The sequence below is a fragment of the Novosphingobium organovorum genome (assembly GCF_022832435.1).
GTDB classification, from domain to species: Bacteria; Pseudomonadota; Alphaproteobacteria; order Sphingomonadales; family Sphingomonadaceae; genus Novosphingobium; species Novosphingobium organovorum.
The window spans coordinates 20,335-39,859 of the sequence record NZ_JALHLF010000035.1; the positions used below are offsets into that span (position 1 = coordinate 20,335).

At 62.6% G+C, this 19,525-nt stretch carries 16 protein-coding genes; 14 read left to right on the plus strand and 2 right to left on the minus strand.

Annotation, left to right across the window (positions count from 1 at the left end):
• Window positions 1-29: 29 nt before the first annotated feature.
• The 14 genes from rfbA (at window position 30) to MTR62_RS10570 (ending at window position 16,345) form a co-directional block, all read left to right on the plus strand.
• Window positions 30-932, plus strand: a complete 903-nt coding sequence (rfbA, locus tag MTR62_RS10505; RefSeq protein WP_244020452.1) for a glucose-1-phosphate thymidylyltransferase RfbA — start codon at window positions 30-32, stop codon at window positions 930-932.
• Window positions 929-1,474, plus strand: coding sequence for a dTDP-4-dehydrorhamnose 3,5-epimerase (rfbC, locus tag MTR62_RS10510; protein ID WP_244020454.1), 546 nt, complete (start codon window positions 929-931; stop codon window positions 1,472-1,474). The genes rfbA and rfbC overlap by 4 nt, the downstream gene beginning before the upstream one ends.
• Complete coding sequence (gene rfbD, locus MTR62_RS10515; protein ID WP_244020456.1) at window positions 1,471-2,328, plus strand: dTDP-4-dehydrorhamnose reductase; 858 nt, start codon at window positions 1,471-1,473, stop codon at window positions 2,326-2,328. The genes rfbC and rfbD overlap by 4 nt, the downstream gene beginning before the upstream one ends.
• A complete protein-coding gene (rfbB, locus tag MTR62_RS10520; RefSeq protein WP_244020458.1) occupies window positions 2,321-3,391 on the plus strand; it encodes a dTDP-glucose 4,6-dehydratase in 1,071 nt (356 codons plus the stop codon). The genes rfbD and rfbB overlap by 8 nt, the downstream gene beginning before the upstream one ends.
• A 36-nt stretch (window positions 3,392-3,427) precedes the next feature.
• The gene (locus MTR62_RS10525; RefSeq protein ID WP_244020460.1) at window positions 3,428-4,537 is read left to right on the plus strand and encodes a DUF1972 domain-containing protein; all 1,110 of its coding nucleotides are present in this window, start codon (window positions 3,428-3,430) and stop codon (window positions 4,535-4,537) included.
• A 231-nt stretch (window positions 4,538-4,768) separates the two neighbouring features.
• A complete protein-coding gene (locus MTR62_RS10530; protein ID WP_244020470.1) occupies window positions 4,769-5,923 on the plus strand; it encodes a polysaccharide pyruvyl transferase family protein in 1,155 nt (384 codons plus the stop codon).
• A gap of 193 nt (window positions 5,924-6,116) precedes the next feature.
• Window positions 6,117-7,430 carry a lipopolysaccharide biosynthesis protein gene (locus MTR62_RS10535; protein ID WP_244020472.1) on the plus strand — a complete coding sequence of 438 codons (1,314 nt, stop codon included), beginning with the start codon at window positions 6,117-6,119 and terminating at the stop codon, window positions 7,428-7,430.
• The gene (locus MTR62_RS10540) at window positions 7,427-8,329 is read left to right on the plus strand and encodes a hypothetical protein (protein ID WP_244020474.1); all 903 of its coding nucleotides are present in this window, start codon (window positions 7,427-7,429) and stop codon (window positions 8,327-8,329) included. Before MTR62_RS10535 ends, MTR62_RS10540 begins: the two co-directional genes overlap by 4 nt.
• A 139-nt stretch (window positions 8,330-8,468) precedes the next feature.
• Window positions 8,469-9,593 (plus strand): Coenzyme F420 hydrogenase/dehydrogenase, beta subunit C-terminal domain, encoded by a 1,125-nt coding sequence (locus MTR62_RS10545; protein ID WP_244020483.1) that lies wholly within the window; start codon window positions 8,469-8,471, stop codon window positions 9,591-9,593.
• A 77-nt stretch (window positions 9,594-9,670) separates the two neighbouring features.
• Complete coding sequence (locus MTR62_RS10550; protein WP_244020485.1) at window positions 9,671-10,696, plus strand: sulfotransferase family protein; 1,026 nt, start codon at window positions 9,671-9,673, stop codon at window positions 10,694-10,696.
• A gap of 94 nt (window positions 10,697-10,790) precedes the next feature.
• Entirely contained in the window at window positions 10,791-12,032 is a 1,242-nt protein-coding gene (locus MTR62_RS10555; RefSeq protein WP_244020487.1) for a glycosyltransferase family 4 protein, read from the plus strand.
• The gene (locus tag MTR62_RS10560) at window positions 12,029-12,991 is read left to right on the plus strand and encodes a glycosyltransferase family 2 protein (RefSeq protein ID WP_244020489.1); all 963 of its coding nucleotides are present in this window, start codon (window positions 12,029-12,031) and stop codon (window positions 12,989-12,991) included. The genes MTR62_RS10555 and MTR62_RS10560 overlap by 4 nt, the downstream gene beginning before the upstream one ends.
• 169 nt (window positions 12,992-13,160) lie before the next feature.
• Window positions 13,161-14,522 carry an O-antigen ligase family protein gene (locus MTR62_RS10565; RefSeq protein WP_244020491.1) on the plus strand — a complete coding sequence of 454 codons (1,362 nt, stop codon included), beginning with the start codon at window positions 13,161-13,163 and terminating at the stop codon, window positions 14,520-14,522.
• Between the two features lie 152 nt (window positions 14,523-14,674).
• Window positions 14,675-16,345, plus strand: coding sequence for a glycoside hydrolase family protein (locus tag MTR62_RS10570; RefSeq protein ID WP_244020493.1), 1,671 nt, complete (start codon window positions 14,675-14,677; stop codon window positions 16,343-16,345).
• 190 nt (window positions 16,346-16,535) lie between these two features.
• On the opposite strand, the gene MTR62_RS10575 is transcribed toward MTR62_RS10570, so the two are convergent.
• Both MTR62_RS10575 and MTR62_RS10580 read right to left on the minus strand, forming a co-directional pair.
• The gene (locus tag MTR62_RS10575) at window positions 16,536-18,869 is read right to left on the minus strand and encodes a hypothetical protein (protein WP_244020495.1); all 2,334 of its coding nucleotides are present in this window, start codon (window positions 18,867-18,869) and stop codon (window positions 16,536-16,538) included.
• A complete protein-coding gene (locus MTR62_RS10580; RefSeq protein WP_244020497.1) occupies window positions 18,869-19,282 on the minus strand; it encodes a hypothetical protein in 414 nt (137 codons plus the stop codon). Before MTR62_RS10580 ends, MTR62_RS10575 begins: the two co-directional genes overlap by 1 nt.
• Window positions 19,283-19,525: the final 243 nt, after the last annotated feature.

Sequence of the window (19,525 nt, forward strand, 5' to 3'; positions counted from 1 at the left end):
AGAACACTCGGCAAATTAAGGGGGTTGATTTGAGAAAAGGTATTATACTTGCCGGCGGGTCCGGCACTCGACTTTACCCGCTGACGCGCGGCGTTTCAAAACAACTCATGCCCGTCTATGACAAGCCGATGATCTATTATCCGCTTTCGGTCCTCATGCTGGCCGGCATTCGTGAGGTCATGATCATCACGACGCCGCACGATCAGGCGGCCTTCCAGGCATTGCTGGGCGATGGTTCGGATATCGGCATCGAGATTCAATACGCCGTCCAGCCGGAGCCGGCAGGCCTTGCCCAAGCCTACCACATCGGAGCCGATTTCGTGGGCGACAAGCCTTCGGCCCTCATTCTCGGCGACAACATCTTCTACGGGCACGGCCTGCCCGAACTGCTGCAGCGCGCCGATGCCCGCACCAGCGGCGCCTCCGTATTCGGCTATTACGTCAAGGACCCCAAGGCTTACGGCGTCGTCTCGTTCGACGCGCAAGGCAAGGCGGAAACCATCGAAGAAAAGCCCGAAGAGCCCAAATCGAACTTCGCCGTCACCGGCCTGTACTTCTACGATGGCAACGCGGTCTCGCTGGCGCGTGACCTCAAGCCCAGCCCCCGTGGCGAACTGGAGATCACCGACCTCAACCGCCTCTACCTCGAAGAGGGCACGCTGTCGGTCGAAATCATGGGGCGCGGTTACGCCTGGCTCGACACGGGCACGCACGCCTCGCTGCTCGACGCCGGGAACTACGTGCGCATCATCGAGGAACGCCAGGGCCTCAAGGTCGCCTGCCCTGAGGAAATCGCCTGGCGCAACAATTTCATCAGCGACGAACAGCTCGAAACGATTGCCGCTCCGCTCGTCAAGAGCGGCTACGGCGCCTACCTTCTCAATCTCCTCAAGAACGGCGAACGCGCGCTCGAGCCGGCAGGTGTTGCATGAACGTCATCCCAACGGAAATTGAAGGCCTGGTCATCATCGAGCCCAAGGTCTTCGGCGATGACCGCGGCTTTTTTGTCGAGAGCTGGAACCGGCGTGTCTTTGCCAGCCTGGGCCTCGACCTCGATTTCGTGCAGGACAACCACAGTCGGTCGGCCCGCGGCGTCCTTCGCGGACTGCATTACCAGCAGCCCAATCCGCAGGGAAAGCTGGTGCGCGTGGTCAACGGACGCGCATGGGACGTAGCCGTCGACCTGCGCGCGGGATCGCCCACCTATGGCAAGTGGGCCGGTATTGAACTTTCCGCCCAGAACAAGCGCATGTTCTGGGTCCCCCCCGGTTTCGCGCATGGCTTCGTCAGCCTCGAAGACGGAACTGATTTTCTTTACAAGTGCACCGATTTCTACGATCCCTCAAATGAACACTCCTTAATGTGGGACGATCCGCAGGTCGGGATCGAGTGGCCGCTGGAAGGCCTCACCCCGCAACTGTCAGCCAAGGACGTGGCGGGCAAGCCGCTTGCCCAAGTCGAGCCTTTCGCATGAAGGCGCTGATCGTTGGCGCCAAGGGCCAGCTCGGCCGCGGCCTCCTCGCGACGGCTCCCGATCAGGTCGAGGTCATCGGCCACGACATCGACACGCTGGACATCACGGATCCGTCCGCGGTGCACGACGCTGTGCACGAAATCGCCCCCGACCTCGTGCTCAACGCGGCCGCGTACACCGCGGTCGACAAGGCCGAGAGCGAGGAAGACCTCGCCCAGACGGTCAACGCGACCGCCGTCGGCCATCTCGCCGAGGGCGCACGGTCGGCCGGGGCGCGGTTCGTGCACGTGTCGACCGACTTCGTCTTCGATGGCTTGTCCGGCGTTCCCTACCGACCCGATTCGCCAACCGCCCCGCTGAGTGCCTATGGCCGCACCAAGCTGGCGGGTGAGCTTGCGGCCGGGGACGATGCCCTGATCGTGCGTACGGCATGGGTTTACGCCCCCATCGGCGGGAACTTCGTGCGCACCATGCTACGCCTCATGAGCGAACGTCCCGAGGTCCGGGTGGTGGCCGATCAGATCGGTACGCCGACGTATGCGCCGGGGCTCGCCAGTGCCCTTTGGACGATGAGCCTGAAAGGCGCCAGCGGCGTCCATCACTATACCGACGCCGGGGCCTGCAGCTGGTATGACTTTGCCGTCGCCATCCAGGAAGAGGGCTTGTCTTGCGGCCTGCTGAGCACCGCCGTCCCCGTCCTTCCGATCAGTTCAGCCGAGTTCCCGACCCCCGCCACGCGGCCTCACTACTCGGTGCTGGACAAGGCCTCAACGTTCGCGATCCTGGGCGGGCCGACCCCGCACTGGCGCTCGAACCTTCGCAAGATGCTCGAAGAGATCAAAACCAATGGCTAATCTCATTGTCACCGGCGGCGCCGGCTTTATCGGCGCAAATTTCGTGCACTACTGGAGCAAGGTTTCTCCGCATGACAAAATCGTCGTGCTCGACCTGCTCACCTATGCTGGCAACCGCCACAACCTTGACGGTCTCGAGGATGTCGAGCTGGTGGTGGGCGACATCTGCGACACCGATCTGGTCTCCAGGATCATGGCCGATCACGCCATCGACACGATCGTGCACTTCGCGGCAGAAAGCCATGTCGACCGCTCGATCACCGGTCCGGACGCCTTCGTCACCACAAACGTCATCGGCACGCACAGCCTGCTCAAGGCTGCCAAGAAAGCCTGGCTCGATGAAGGTACGGGGCGCCCGCACCGTTTCCACCACGTCTCCACCGACGAAGTGTACGGCTCGCTCGAAGCCGACGATCCGGCCTTCAGCGAAACCACCCCTTACGCCCCCAACTCGCCCTACTCGGCCTCCAAGGCGGGCAGCGACCACCTCGTTCGCGCCTATCACCACACCTATGGGCTGGACACCGTGACGAGCAACTGCTCGAACAATTACGGGCCTTTCCAGTTTCCGGAAAAGCTCATTCCGCTGTTCACGCTGAACGCCCTGTCCGGCAAGCCCCTCCCGATCTACGGCGATGGCATGAACGTGCGCGACTGGCTGCATGTCGAGGACCATTGCCGGGGTATCGAGGCCTGCCTGCGTCGCGGCAAGCCAGGTGAAACCTACAACATCGGTGGCGGGCAAGAGCTTCCCAACCTCACCGTCATCGAGGAAATCTGCACCGCGGTCGACAATGCCTTCGCGGCCGATCCTTCGCTTGCCCAGCGTTTTCCCGATGCACCAGCCGCTCGCGGCCTGGCGAGCAACACGCTCAAGACCTTCGTCACCGACCGCAAGGGCCACGACAGGCGCTACGCGATCGACGAGACCAAGGCCCGCGAAGAGCTCGGCTATACGCCCGCCCGCGATTTTCCGCAGGGCTTTGCCGAAACCCTGGCCTGGTTCCTGGCGCGGGAGGACTGGTGGAAGCCGCTCCTCGAACGCGCCGCGATCACCCGCTGAACTCCGCCCCTTCCCGTACCCGACGCGGAGCATACCATGGCAGATAAGCATCTCATTATTCTGGGCATCAGAGGGGTGCCCGCCGCTCATGGCGGCTTTGAAAGCTTCGCAGAACGCCTCGTCCCCTGGATGGTTGGCTGCGGCTGGGACGTGACGGTCTATTGCCAGGGTAGCGAGACCGGCCAGCGCTTCGAAGACACTTGGGAGGGGTGCCGCCGCATTCACATCCCGATCAAGCGCGATGGCGCAGTGGGGACGATCGAATTCGACGTCAAGTCGGCGTTCGATGCGGTGGACAAGAACGCGGTGATTCTCACCCTTGGGTACAATACCGGCTTCCTCTCCGCGATGTTGCGTCTGCGTGGCTGCTTCAACATCATCAACATGGACGGGATCGAATGGAAGCGGGAGAAATACTCGCTTCCGCAAAAGATATATCTCTGGCTCAACGAGCATATCGCCGCCCTTTCGGGCAACAAGCTCGTGGCCGATCACCCCGAGATCGCCCGCCACCACACCCGCCACGCCAAGCCGGAAAAGATCGCCATGATCCCCTACGGCAGCGACCGCATAGCCCAGGCCGATGCCACGCAGCTGGATTCGTTCGGCATCGCCCCCAAGCGCTTCATGACCGTCATTGCCCGCCCGGAACCGGAAAATTCGCTGCTGGAGATCGTTACCGCGTTCTCCCAAAAGCCGCGGGGGATCAAGCTTGTGGTCCTGGGCAAGTACAGCCGGGAGCACGCCTACCAGGCCAAGGTTCTCGACGCGGCCAGCGACGAGGTCCTGTTTCCCGGCGCCATTTACGACAAGGCGATCGTCGAGGCACTGCGCCTCGAAAGCCTGGCCTATGTCCATGGGCACCGCGTGGGGGGCACCAACCCGTCGCTCGTCGAGGCACTCGGGGCTGGCAACGCGGTCATCGCGCACGACAACAAGTTCAACCGATGGGTTGCTGGTGACGGCGCGCTTTATTTCTCCGACGTCGCCAGCTGCGCCGTGGCGATCGAACGGCTGATCGACAGCCCGGATCTGCAACGCGAACTGGCGCAGAATTCGACCCGACGGTGGGAAGAAAACTTTACGTGGCCGATGATTTTGAGCGACTATGAGAATCTGATTCTCACTTCTCGAGAAAATTCCTAACAAAAGAGCCCCGAACGGCGGCGGCTTTCAGGAAAACGCACCTAATCGTCGAGACGCCATGCCCCAAGTCATCGCAAATTATACGTAATCGCACCTAGCAAAACGATTGATGCAGTGCACAATAATTGCTAGTTTCAAATTGTTCATGGCTGTCGAGCCAGGGCGCCCCCGCGCCTTCGGCCACGCTGCAAGTCTTATGAGGGTATTTTGCAAAGCTTGCGAATTGGGCTTTTGAACCATGCATTTGGCCGCCCCAACCTTGGCGTCGATGCGCTGAGCCGTTCGAACATCGCGATTCTTCGCTCGGCCTGCATGGCGGCGGGGATCAAGCCGACATTCGTCCTTTTCGGTAAACCCGGCACCGATGCGCCCACCGATTCCGACGTGACGCAAGGCCCGTTCCTGCGCCTTCGCCAGCTCGTGACGGGCCGCTTCGGTGAATTCCGGCAGGCGATCGCGAATTGCGATCTCGTGGTCGACATCTGCGCTGGCGACGGCTTCACCGACATCTACGGCACCAAGCTCTTCATGGTCCACAACCTGGGCAAATGGGCGACCCTGGTCACCCGGCGCCCGCTGGTGTTCGCACCGCAAACGATCGGCCCCTTCAACAGCACCTGGAGCCGGGCGATCGCCCGCAACATCTTCAATCACGCCACGCTGACCTTCGCCCGCGATGGTCTTTCGATGAAAACCCTCAAGGAGATGAAGATCACATCGCCCTGCCAGGAAGTCATCGACGTGGCGTTCCGGCTGCCCTTCGAAGCTGCGCCTCCCAGGGCTCCGGATGCCCCCGTGCGGGTGGGGATCAACGTGTCCGGACTGCTGTTCCGGCACGGCGAGCGTTTCCAGCTCACGCTCGATTATCCCGCGCTCATGCGCGCGATGATCGAAAACGTCCTGTCCAGACCCAATCACGAAGTTTGCCTGGTTTCGCACGTGATTCACGACGACGAAAGCTCGCAGGACGATTACGACGCAGCCTGCGCGCTGGCCAAGGAATATCCGGGCGTCCAGCTCTCGCCCAAATTCCGCAACTCCGAAGAGGCCAAGTCCTACATTTCCGGACTGGATTTCTTCACCGGCGGGCGCATGCACGCCTGCATCGGCGCCATTTCCTCGGGCGTCCCGGTGCTCCCCATCGCCTATAGCCGCAAATTCAACGGCCTGTTTGAAACGCTGGGCTACCCGCACATGATCGACGGGCGCGCTATCGACACGGCCGAGGCGATGGCCAAGTTCGATGCGGCCCTGGACCAGCGCGAAGCGATGGCGAAGGCCTGCCAGGCCGGGCTTGGCGTGGCGCGGCAGCGCCTGCAGTCCTATGAGGCCGCGATGCAGGAACTGCTTTCCAGGATTGCAGCGGCGTCGAACAGGCACACATGAGCAGCGCTGAGACTGGCCTTTCCGGTCGCGGCGTCGACAGTTCGTTCGTCACGCCCGGCCGGAACTCCCAAACAGCAAAATCCATGCTTTCCCCTCGCCCTGGCGACCGGAACGGCCATACCCAGTGTCTGGTATGGAACGGCCAGAGGACGTGATGGCCACTGTCCCCCACCCTGCGAAAGCGAAACGGACTTTGACCGCGCGCGCGCGCGAGCTTCACGCGCGCTACTGGCAGCCCGTGCTGGCCATCCTGATCCGCGGCCTGTCGGTCGTCGCGAGCGCGGGCCTGGCGTGGTTCATCAGTCATTATTATGGCGCCCGCGCCGTCGGCCAGTTCGCCCTCGTCACCCAGACAGGGCAGTTCCTTTCGGTCGTCGGCCTGCTGGGTCTGGACATCGCCGTGGTTCGCCATTTCTCCGCGACCCGCGCGAAGAACGTCCGTCTGGCCCGCTCCAGCCTGATGCAGACCGGAGGGATCGCGCTGTCGTTGATGGTCGTGCTCGCGCTGGGGCTGTGGCTTGGCCGCGACCTGCTGGCGCGCATGGTCTTTGCCAGCGCACTCTCGGCCGGCTTCATGGCGCTCGCCTCGTTCATGGTCGTGGGGCGCGGCGGCGCGCGCTTCTTCGGCGCCGTCCTGCGATCGCAAGGCGACTATTCCTTCGGCCAGAGCATCGATGCGCTGTTCATACCCGGCTTGTGCTGCCTGATCTGCATTCCGATCTATTTCTACAGCCATATCTCGCTTCAGGGGATCCTGGAGGTCAACGCCGCGCTCGGGCTCCTGGCCACCGTGATCGCCTTTGCCGTCAGCCTGCGCCACACGACCACCCGTAGCGACGGCCTCGCCCCCAGCACGCGCAAGGTCTTCGACAGCGCGCTTCCCCTGTGGGGAGTGGGCATCATCACCAGCATCAGCGACTGGTATGGACTGACCGTTGCCGCCAACGTCCTGGGCGCGACCGACGTTGGATACTACCGTGTGGCCGTTCAGGTGACCCTGGCCATGCAAGTCATTTCGCTTGCCCTTTTCAACGTTTACACCCCCAAGATCAGCACCGCATTCCATAACGGCAACCTCAAGGCGGTGGGGCAGTTGACCCGCAGCGCTACGGTGCTTTCCGCCGTCTGCGCGATTCCGCTTGCGGTTGTAATCCTGATCTTCGCAAGACCCATTCTCGGCGTGTTCGGCCCCGAATTCGCCTCCGCGGCGACGGTCCTGCGGATTCTGGTCATAGGTCAGTTGGCCTTCACCCTGACCGGACCTTGCGGCCTGACCATGTCGATGGCCGGGTTCGAGCGTGTGAACCTCGCCCTCAACGTCATTTCCATCACCGTCCTCGTCATCCTGGTTCCCATCGCCACCGCTTACTGGAAGCTGACGGGCCTCGCGAGCTGCCTCAGCCTGACGGTCCTGTTCAAGAACGTGTCCGCTCTCGTGTGGCTGCGTGTGAAACTGGGATTGAGCGTGATCACCGGGAAGGTCCATTCTACGAAAGTAAGCCCTTGACGACACTCATCCACCCAGGCTTCCACAAGACCGGAACGACCTGGCTTCAAGCCGAACTGTTCAAGGACGCGCGCGTCTTTCACTCGCTGTTCTCGCACTTCGAGATCGACGACATGCTGGTTCGCCCGCACGATTTCGCTTTCGACGCCGAACGCGCCCGTCTCGCCATCGAAGCGCGGGCAAGCCAGAAGCAACCCGGCCAGATCGACGTCATCAGCTCGGAGATTCTCTCCGGAAATCCCTTTACCGGCGCGCGCGATGCCCGAACCAACGCCGACCGGCTGCACCAGGTACTGCCCGATGCCCACATTCTCCTGACGGTCCGAGCGCAAAAGTCGATGCTGCGTTCGCTCTACATGCAGTACGCCCAGCGCGGTGGCCGCCGGAGCCTTGACGAATTTGCCACACGCACCTGCGAGCCGGGCTATTTCTGGTTCGACCTCGACCTGATCCAGTTCCATCGTCTGGCCGAGTATTACGGCGCGCTGTTCGGCCACGACAAGGTCCTGGTCCTCCCCCAGGAGCTTCTTGCGCGCGATCGCGATGAATATTTCCGCACGCTCTATCGCTTCCTGACCGGGCAGCCTCCCGCTGCGGAGTTGACGGTCTCGCGGACCAAGGCCGTGGGGGCCAGCGCTCCGAGTGCGGGCGTTCCCCTGCTGCGTCTGGCGAACCTCATTCGCAAGGCTCCGCTCAACCCCGAAGCGGTCGAAACGCTGAACCCGCTCGGAAAGCTGCTTCACCGCGCGGCCTACAACTTCAACGTCAACGAAAAGAGCGCGCGCCGCAAGCTGGCGGCACAGGCCTCGCGGCACATCGATGATCGCTACGCGGCATCGAACCGCATCCTGCAACGCTACTGTCCCGTTTCGTTGGCAGACTTGGGTTACGCGCTGTGATGCGCAACGGCCTTTCCCGGCGCGCGGCGTCGGCAATCGTGAGACACGCATGACCAAGCTGCTGGACCAAACGGTCGAGGACAATCTGTGCCACGGATGCGGGGGCTGTGCGGCCATCGCTCCGCGGGGGAGCATAACCATGCAGAAGACCGCAACCGGCTATGTCCGGCCGCGGTCGACGGGCCCCCTGCCGCAGGAATTCGACGCCGCGTTTTCGCAGATCTGCACCGGCCGGACCATTCGGCAGGAAGCGAACGGGCGCACCTACGACCCCAGCTGGGGCCCGCTCGTCACGGTCGAAGTCGGCAATTCGACCGATCCTGCGGTCCGGTTTCGCGGATCGTCCGGAGGCATCATCTCGACGCTCGCGATCCACCTGCTGGAGAGCGGCAAGGTCGATTTCATTCTCCACACCCGCACCGACCCCACCGATCCCATCGGAAACGTCACCGCGCCCAGCTTCACGCGCGACGATATTCTCGCGGCCGCCGGCTCGCGCTACGCGCCCTCCAGCCCGCTTGCCGATCTCGAGCGCTATCTCGCCGAGGGACGAAAGTTCGCCTTCATCGGCAAGCCGTGCGACATCGCGACCCTGCGCGCGATGGCGCGGCGCGATCCGCGGATCGATGCGCTCATTCCCTACAAGCTGTCGTTCTTCTGCGCCGGAATTCCCGGCCGCAAGGGGGCCCACGCCCTGCTTGACCGGATGGGCGTCGAGCCGGACCAGCTGGCCCGGTTCGATTACCGCGGCAACGGCTGGCCCGGCCCGACCCGAGCGGAGCGAACCGACGGCTCGGCGGTCACCTTCGACTATGCCTCGTCCTGGGGCCAGGTGCTGAGCCGGCACCTTCAGTTCCGCTGCAAGATCTGTCCCGACGGCACCGGCGAATTCGCCGACATCGCCGCCGCCGATGCCTGGTACGGCCAGGACGGCTACCCCGATTTCGACGAAAGGGACGGGCGCAGCCTGGTCATCGCGCGCACCGCCGAAGGGCGCGCCCTGCTCGACGAGGCGCTGGGCCAGGCCCGCATCGAACTGGAGCCCCTGCCCATCACCGACATCGCGCTCATGCAACCCTATCAGCGCGACCGCAAACGGGTGGTTCTCGCCCGCAGCCTGGCCATGCTCCTGCTCGGGCGCAGGCGGCCTCGGTTCACCGGCCTCCAGCTCCTGCGCAACACGCTGCGCACGCCCCCCCTCTTTCTGCTGCGCAACATGCTGGGCACGCTGAAACGCCTGCCCAAGACGCCGCGCGGCGCATGACGCGAGAACGCGCAAGACCGATGCCCTGCCCTCAACACGCCCGCCTCGCGAAAATCCAGACAAAGGAAACACGCTGAATGGTTGCCCAGATCGATCCGGTGATGCTGCAAAAGCGCAAGGGCAAGATTCCGGGCCGTCTTGCGGCGTGGGCGCTGATCGAAGGCCGCCCCTTGACCACCAAGGGGCAGTGGATCAACCCGGTCGTCTTTGCGCTCTACCGGGCCGCACAGTTCTTTCCCCGACGCAAGGGCAGCGACGAGCCCATCCTGATCCTGGGAACGGGACGCAGTGGCACGACCATTCTTGGCAAGCTCTTCGCGATGCACAAGGACACCGTGTTCCTCAACGAACCCAAGGCGGCCTGGCATTTCATCCACGATGGAGAGGACATCGCTGGATCGTACACCAGCGCCCCGGCCCGTATCCGCCTGCCCTCGACCGAAGCGACGCCCGCCAGAGCACGCGCGCTTTCGGGTATCTATTCCTGGGCCATGCGCTGGGGCCTTGCGCGCCGGGTCGTCGACAAATATCCGGAACTGATCTTCCGGCTGCCGTTTGTCCTGGCCCTGTTCCCCAAGGCCCGCTTCATTGCCATTCTGCGCGATGGCGTCGACACGTGCGCCTCGGTAACCAGCTGGTCCAAGCGCAACAGCGACATCCAGGACGGCGAACTCCACGACTGGTGGGGACGCGATAGCCGCAAATGGCACCTGATCGTCGACCAGCTCGTTCCCGAACATCCCGATCTTGCCCCCTTGCAGGGCCTGCTGCGGGACGACGAGAACCACCAGGACCGCGCCGCAGTCGAATGGATCCTGTCCATGCGCGAAGCAACGCAGGTTACCGCACTGCACCCGCAACAGGTCCTGGCCGTCAAGTACGAGGAGCTTTGCGCAAAGCCCGACGCCGTGCTCGATCGGATGCTGCGGCATTGCGGACTGGGCGAGGATGCGGTTTTTCGCGATTACGCGAAGGACGTGCTCTCGGCTGCCGAAGCTTACGGCGAACTGGCTCTCATGCCCGAACTGGTCCCTGTGTTCCGCCAGACACTGATCGACATGGGCTACGAACAGAGCTGCGAGCGCGTGGTCGAGCGACGGTAGTTGCAACGTGGCCGACCTGTCCCCCATCGCGATGCCCCCAGCCTCCTGTGGCCTGCCCGTGCCGCACCGGACATGACCCCAAAGGATTGCTGACGTGCCCAACCTGCTCTCGATGAATTCTTACCATTACCGCCGTGGCGGGTCGGACGTGGTCTATTTCGACCATGCTGCGCTGTTCGAGGAAAAGGGGTGGAACAACACCTTTTTCTCGATGCACCACCCCAACAACGTGGACACACCCGATTCACGCCATTTCGTGAGCCTGGTCGATTACGAGTTCGCGCAAACCCCGGTGCAAAAGGCCCGCACCGCGCTGGCTTCGATCTACAACCGCGAGGCGCGGGCGAAGGCCCGCCAGCTGCTCGCCGGACGCCAGTTCGACATTGCCCACGCGCATTGCATCTATCACCACCTGACCCCTTCGGTGTTTGACGTCTTCAACGAGGCGGGGGTTCCCATCGTCCTGACCGCGCACGATCTCAAGCTCGCATGCCCGGCTTACAAGATGATGAATTCGAACGGAATCTGCGAAGAATGCAAGGGCGGAAACCTGCTCAACACGGTTCGCAACCGCTGCATCAAGGGCTCGCTTGCCGCCAGTTCGGTGGTGGCCGCCGAAGCCATGCTGCATCGTTTCCTCAAAAGCTACCGCCGCAATGTCACGAAGATCGTTGCGCCCAGCCGCTTCTACCGAACCAAGCTAATCGAATGGGGCTGGGAGGAAGACCGCGTCATCTACATCCCCAACTTCGCCAAGGAAGTCGATTCGCGGTTTACCGCCGGACACACCGGCAACATCCTCTATTTCGGCCGGCTTTCGGAGGAAAAGGGGCTCGCCACGCTCATCCGCGCCTCGGCCCGGTCCGGTGTCGCGGTTGACATTGCGGGAACCGGCCCCGAACGCGAGGACCTGGAGACGTTGATTGCCCAGGTGCAGGCGCCGGTCCGGCTTCTGGGACGGCTCGACGGGGACGCCCTGTGGTCCGCCGTCGGCTCGGCGAAGGCCGTCGTCCTGCCGTCGGAATGGTATGAGAACGCACCGATGTCCGCGCTCGAGGCCATGCAGCTCGAACGTCCGATGATCGGCGCGGACATCGGCGGTATTCCCGAGCTGATCCGCGATAGCGGGGGCGGTCTCGTCATTCCCTCTGCCGATGCCTCGGCGCTCGCCGATGCGCTCAGCCAGATCGAAGCGATGCCCCAGGAACGCCTCGCGCAGATGGGCCAGTCAGCGGCCCGCTACGTCCGGCGCGAATTCTCGCGCGATCGCTATTTTCAACGCATGGATGAGCTCTACCGCGAATGTCTGCGCGCGCCCGGGGGAAGGAAGGCATGACCCAGATCGACATTGCCCTTGCAACGTACAACGGGGCGCGTTTTCTAGAACCCTTGCTCGGCTCCTTCGCGGGGCAGACCCACAAGGACTTGCGCGTGTTCGCCTCCGACGACGGATCGCAAGACGAGACCGTGTCCATTCTCGAGGCGCCCGGCCGCCCGTTTGCGATCCACGTCGTTCCCCACGCCTCGCGGGGCAACATCCTGCGCAATTTCGAGAACGCCATCAGCGCCACCAGCGCCCCCTACGTCGCGCTTTCGGACCAGGATGATTTCTGGGTTGCCGACAAGCTCGAAAGCCTGCTCACGCGCATGCAGGCCATGGAGCGGACGTTCGGCGCGGCCACGCCGCTGCTGGTCTTCAGCGATCTGGAAATCGTCAGCGAAACGCTCGACACCATTTCACCGTCCTATTTCGCATCCACGACGAAATCAGGCAAGGCGCGCCAGTTCAAGGATTTCGTCCTGGGCAACCACGTTCCCGGCTGCGCCATGCTGGTCAATCGCGCGCTGCTGGACCTCGCCCTGCCATACCCGGAACTGAAAATTCACGATCACTGGCTGATCCAGATCGCGACCCTGTTCGGTCACGTCGATTGCATCGACCGGCCCCTGATCAAATACCGCCAGCACGCCAGCAACACGATCGGCCTTGGCAGCGCCGGGCTGGGCGGCCTCGCCCGCGCGCTGGCGCCGCTCAAGGCCATTCGCAAGAGCATGGGCGGACGCCCGGCCCTCTGGCGGCTTCAGTCCGGCTGGATCCGGGGCAACATGGCCGCGCTCAAGGCCCGTTTCGGGGAGACGATCCCTTCTGCGAACGACAAGGCCCTGATCGATGCGATCCTCGCAGGGAACGTGCGCAGCGCGCACAAGCTGCTCGCCGGCGCGGAGACCGGCAAACGCGGTATCGATTACTGGGGGCTCCTGGGAACGCTGGCAAAATTGGCGAAAGCCACGTAACGATCAATTTCGCCTCGGCGGAAAGTCAGATAGAATGCCCGAATCCCGTATGGCATCGAAGTGCTATGCCATAAGCCGCATTTGGCAACGATCAGGCTCTGTTCCGCGCGTAACAGCGAAAATTTTTTGATACACCATGAAAGCGCATAAATCAGATATGCAAACGAGAATGGCCATCCGGCGTCGCACCCTCACATTTGAGACGCTGGTCCAGTTTCTCGCTGCACTTATGCTCTATACACTATTCCTGTGGCCCAAATATATTTCCATTCCGCTGGGGCCGCTTCGACTTAGCCCATACAACCTTGCCGTTATTGGTGCTTTTGCAATGGCGGTGATCGCGATTTTCGTACGCAAGGCACCGAGCCGCATTCCTCCATTGGCGGGCATGGCCATGGGCCTATTCCTGGTTTTTTTCGCCACACGCTTCTTATCCGATGGCTTTTCCAGCACGAAGGGCGCCAGCTTCTACAGTGAAGCTCGCTTCTTGATATGGACGTGCGCTGTCTTTCCCATCGCAGTCGTCCTATACGCCAGAACGGACGATCTTAGTAAGATCGGCGATGCGATCTGCGTCTGCATGGTCGTCGTTTCTGGTGCCGTGCTACTAGAGGTTGCGTTACACACCGTCTTTCCCGCCATCGTTCTACCGCACATCGCCGGCATAGGCCTCGACGACGAGTTCAAGACGATGCTGCTGCGCGACAAGTCGCGCGACGGCGGCTTTCGTGCGCAGGGCCTGTTCAACCACCCCATCGTGCTTGGCCAGATCGGTGCGGCGATGCTTCCGCTAGCGCTGGCCCGCCTGATGAGCCGCTCGCGTCGAAAGCTCCATCTGGTGACCATCGCGAGCTGTCTGATTGCCATTGCATTTTGCGGTGCGCGTACCGGACAGGTTGCCGCCGTTGTCGGGTTGGTCGCCTTTGGCACCTTCCTGATCGTGCAAAGTCGCAGCAAATCGTTGTGGGCGCTCAGCATCATCGTCTTGCCCATTGCCACGGCCATCGTCACTTCGGCTTACGCCTACGTCGCCGAACTGGTCGTGGGGCGCACCGCCATCGAACAGGGCAGTTCGGAAGTGCGTGCGATGATGTGGATGCGCGGCTGGCCGGCCATCTGGGAAAAACCGGTTTTCGGCCACGGCGCAGGCAACGCTCCGTTCATCGCCGGCACCATCGGCGGCAACGGCGTGCGGACCATCGACGACTTCTATCTCTCGCTTCTTGTGGATACCGGATTTGCGGGCCTGTTCGCGTTCGGGGCGTTCGCGGCCATGGTGTTGTTCAGCAGCCTCGCCGCGAAGGGAAGCGCCGAACAGCGCCGTTTGCGCGTGGCATTGATGGCAGGAATCGTGGCTATTCTCGCAGCCCAGAAAGCCGTCTCCATCACGCAGGGCATCGGGATCTTCATGTTCCTGAGCGGCCTCCTGCTGGCCAGCCAGATCCACCCCGCCAGGCGCGGTGGCAAAGCGCGTCTGGTCCGCCAGCCCGTGCTTCCCGCCAGCCCCGGTGCATCGCCCGCACTGGCCTAGGCCGGTTGGCGATTGGACCTGATCAGGTAGACGGCCCCTGAGTCTCTGATTTTCGGGCCTTTTGGAGTCACTTCATGCGAAGGGCACCCTGGTCAGACATTCTCCGTACAGACTCAGCGGCTTAGGGAACTCCAAGAACTGCGGGTCATTGTATGTCCATGGAAACCGTTTCACGTCGATCCTTGCTATGGGCCCTGTGCTCAAGCACGGTGCTGGGCAGTCTGGGATTGCTTGCCTCACGCTCGATCCCTATCGACGCTCAGGACAATCCCGGCGTTGCCGGCCTGAAGGCGCTCAAAGCCCTGCGCCCGGGGCATAATCGGACCGTGGCCTTGCAGGCAGCCGGGCGTAGCGGGCGCTTTACATGGGACGGATCGGACCTGTCGCATCGCGTGGCGGCAGACCCTCTCGAGGGGATCTATGTCGCTCCCGCCGTGGATAGCACTGGCGCATCCGGCGCGTGGGTACGCCAGATCGATGGACCGTTCGACATCCGGTGGTTTGGCGCATCGGGTTCAGGGGATTGCCTTGCGGCCTTCAACGGCGCGCTGTCCGCCGCCCGAAGCGCGGGCGGGGGAACGATCGTTTTTCCGGAGCAGGGTCAGGGTGGATGGCGCCTTGGCGGCACCGCCATCATCGATGCCGACAACGTGACGATCGATCTGCGCGACGACGTCACCTTGACCCGCACGACGCCATGCTCGACGTTTCGTTTCGGCAAGGACAACGGCGCTACGCTCCGCGCGGTCAAACTCCTGTGTTCGGGCCGCAAGGCCACGATCGACGGGAATGGCCACGCCATGACCGGCTACGCCTACAACGCGCGAAAGCCGATTTATCCCGCCGTCGAGTTCCGCAACTGCGACGGTGTCACGGTCGAGAACGTCCACGTCACCAACGGCCTGGTCAACTGCCTGCTCGTCCGCTTCAGTTCGAACATTGTGCTGCAGGACTGCGATGGTTCGCATTCGGTGTACGACAATGGCATTTCGGTCAATTTCGCGCTCAACTATCATGCCTACGACCCGCAGGATTCCCGCACCTGGACCAATGCACGGCTGATCCGCTGCCGTGGATTCGACAACAACGCGGTGGGGATCACCAACTACGGAGGGTACGGCCACACCTGGACCGACTGCGAAGCCTGGGGCAATGGTCAGGACCGCACCGAGGGCCTGCCCTGGGGAGGCGGCATGACCGTGGAGATGAACGGGCACAACCTTCGCGATAGCCGCACCACGATCATCAACCCCAAATGCCACGACAACCGCAATTACGACCTGCTCGCCTCCACGTTCGGCGTCACGTTGATAAAGCCAGATTTTCGCGGCCCGAAAGCGCCTGTTGTTCGGCAGGATCGCACATCCTCCTATGGATCGAACCTGATCGTGTTCGGGCGCGGCGGCGTGAAAGTCGTCGCGGGAACGTTCGCAAACGCGGGCCGCGACGGAATCCGCTTGCTGGCGACGGGCCCTGGCAACTACCCCTCGCTCGATTTCGACGGCATCATCTCCAGTCCCGCGGACTATGGCATTCACGGCGTTGGCATTGCCGAGGTGAAGGTTTCGAACGCTTCACAGATCATCGATGCCGGCAAAGCGGGAATCCAGCTCAAGAACATCAATCCGCGCTACAACAAAGGCGGCGGCGTCGCGATTTTGAACCCCGGCGTGATCCGCAATTGCGGAGGTCTGGCCATCGCTATCGACAGTCTGGGCGATGTCTCCTCGCGCGGGGTCGATGTGGTCAATTGCCAGCGCGACAGGGTATCCGCCTCGTCCATCAGCGTGCGCAACAGCCTAAGATCCTCCATCCGGAGGTAACCTTGCGAAAACGGCGGCGAGTTTCAAGGCACAGCCGCGGCACGACGCCAAGGACCCTGCGGCGCGCGACGACCACGCCGCAGGGGGGACGCGACCACTGCCCCCCTCTGCGCCTTTTTGCCTGATGCCCGCTGCGCGCCTGCGGGCCTGCGGGCCTGCGGGCCCTTTGACAACAGGCTTGGATGGCGGGTCAGTTCAGCTTGCGGATTCCCAGCCAAGCGAAACGTCCCGGCTGCGTCGTCATCGCCTTGCCAAGCCCGTCCGTTGTGTTCGCGCTCTTGCAATAATGTTGCAAGGACAGCGCCGTGCTAGCCGTCAGGGTGAACACATGATCGATCCGCGAGGTCGACGGCACGCTTCCCGCCGCGTCCGAAAACTCCGTGGAACCCTGCGTAATGTCGGTCGCGCTCGTCGTATCGCGAAGGAAGAGCGTGTGCTCATCCACCCTGTAGGCCTGCGCCCAGGCCGTGATCCGATAGGTCCCTGCAGGAAGGGTGAAACTGCCGTTGGCGATGTTGGTGGCCAGCGTACGCCGGTTGAGGGTCGTGGTCGCTAGTGAGCGCGTGTTGCGCCCGGAAGCCGCCGCGCCACCACTGGCATTCGCGGCCGCCTTGCCTTCCAGAATCAGATCCCAGCCCAGATCCTCATTTGCGATGAAAGTCTTGCTGGTCGCGAAATTGGCCGCGGCAGACTGCATCGACGTGCTGTCCCCGCTGATCGCGGCCATGTGGCCATAAGTACATGTCGAAGCGATCTCGGCGATTTTCAGCGTCTTGGCATTGGCGTCATCGTTGATGATATTGGCCGCCTTGGCATAGGACGCGTTCTGGATACGGACCTGTGAGCCGGACGATACGTTCTTTCGGTTATCCTTGAGGGACAGCTTGTTGACCTCCACCGACGCCACATAGTTCACATCCACCGACAGCGAGCCGCAGTTGCGGATACTTCCCGCCACGCGAACTTCACCGCCGCCCTGATTGTACGCGGCATTGGCGTTCGATACATAGATGCCAGACGACACGGCCCCATCGATCATCGAACGCTCGGACACCTCCAGCAAGGCCACGCCCTGCCCGTGGATGCCGTAATTCGCGGTGTTCATGATCTTGCCGTCCCAGGCCAGAGACGGGAACGCCGTCGTCGCCAGCACCCGGATGCCGCTCTTGCCGGGACTGTCGATCGTACCATAGCCCGACACATCGAGCGTCGCGTAGCCATAGACGATGATCGAGGAACCATAAGTCGCCGTGCTGTCCTGACGCGTGGTCGGCGCGATCGTGTTCTTGAATTCGGGCTTGATCACCTTCACGCCGCGCGCGCTGCACAACAAATCGTAGTTGCGGTTGGATGTGCATTTGGGATTGACGATGACCGTCCGGCTGTCCCTGTCGTAGGTCCCGTTCATCTCGACGGTCATGCCCCCGCCCCAGGGCAGGTCATCCGAATAGTCCTGGCCGTTGCCCCACGCCTCGCAGTCGGTCCAGGTGTGGCCATACCCGCCGTAATTGGTGATCCCCACCGCATTGTTGTCGAACCCGCGGCAGCGCATGAGGCGAGCGTTCGTCCAGGTGTGGGGATCGTTCGCATCGTAGCCGGCGTAATCGAGGGCGAAGTTTATCGAAATGCCATTGTCGTATACCGCATGCGAACCATCGCAGTCCTGCAGCAGAATGTTCGAACTGAACCGCACCAGCAGACAGTTGACCAGGCCATTGGTGACATGGACGTTGTCGACGATCACACCGTCACAGGTCCGGAATTCGACCGCCGGATAAATCGTCGCATAAGCGCTGTAGGTGTAGCCGCTCATGCTGGCGCCATTGCCGTCAATAGTGCACTTGCGCCCGGGACAGATCAGCTTTGCGTTCTTCAAGGTCGCCCCGTCGGGCTTCTCGAAGCGGAATGTCGTACACGGAACGCTGCTCGTCATGTTGACGTCGTCGTAAAGCTGGATCGTCACATTGTCCGCGTCGACAACCGCCGTTCCGCCAAGGTTCCAGCCGCCTTTCCCCTGATAGGGAAATACGATGGTCCCCCCGCCCGCAGCCTTGACCGCGGCCAGCGCCGCGTTGAACGCCGCCAGGCAATCCTCGAGACCCGAAGCCCCGAACTCGGTGATGAGAACCGAAATCGAATTGAGCGAGGTGACGATGTCGTCGATATTCGTACGACTGACCGGATCAAACGAGGCGCCCAAGTGCGCATAGAACGGCGCCGTATCGGTGCGTACACAGGCACGCAGCACGCCCTTTTCGTTCGCCCCCCCCTCAGCCAGCGCCACCGCGGTATCCGTCGTTGCGAAGGCATCCTGCGGCGCTGTCGCGGCAATCGCCTGCGCGAGTGTCGTATAAAAGCGGCTCACGGCCAACGCCGATGCCGCCGAATTCGAGGCGTTTGACGCCCAGCCCTTTGCCACCAGCGCCTGATCGCCAGCCGCGTTCGCCTGACGGCGCGCCTCGAGGGTATTCTCCCCCTTGAGGACGATGGTGCGGCGTTCCTGCCGCTCGATAAAGACGGCCATCAGTTGGGCGCTCCCTGCTTGATGTCCAGGGTGCCGACAAGTTCGACCTGCTTGGCCCCGTCGCTGCGCGTCACGTACAAGGTGTGGAACAGCGAGACCGTTTCCCCCGGCGCGACCTGCGCACTGACCTGCTCCAACGTTTCCTCATCGATCTGCGCAAGAAGCACGGTCGCCCCCATCGTCCGGCCCGAAACCGGGTGCTCATAGTCAGAATAATACTGGGGGCAGAGCCCCTGCTCACCCGCGTTCGCGTTCTCCAGCGTAAAGCAGACCGCACCTCCGCGGCTTTCGGAAAACGACCAGGCGAAGCGTGCGTCGGTCATGTTCTCGCCAAGATAGACGAGAGACTCCGAGCCATCCGGCCCGCCCCAAACAGCGTACCGATAGGCCGTCAATTGCACGTCTTGGTTCATGAAACATCTCCTGGCATGGTCCGATCAACGACCGCGACCGAACCAGTCAGCGGAGCGATGGGACAAAGGGTCGGTGTGCGGGGTATGAGCGCGCAGGCATCGCAGCGGCGAGGCGAGGCGAGGCGGAGCGAACGCTCCCTTCTTGCGCTTGACGAAAATCAGGATTGCGCTGCGTGACGAGACGGGACGGGCTAGGACGTAGTGACAATTTAATTATTTGAGCCATAGCATGATGCTGGCGAG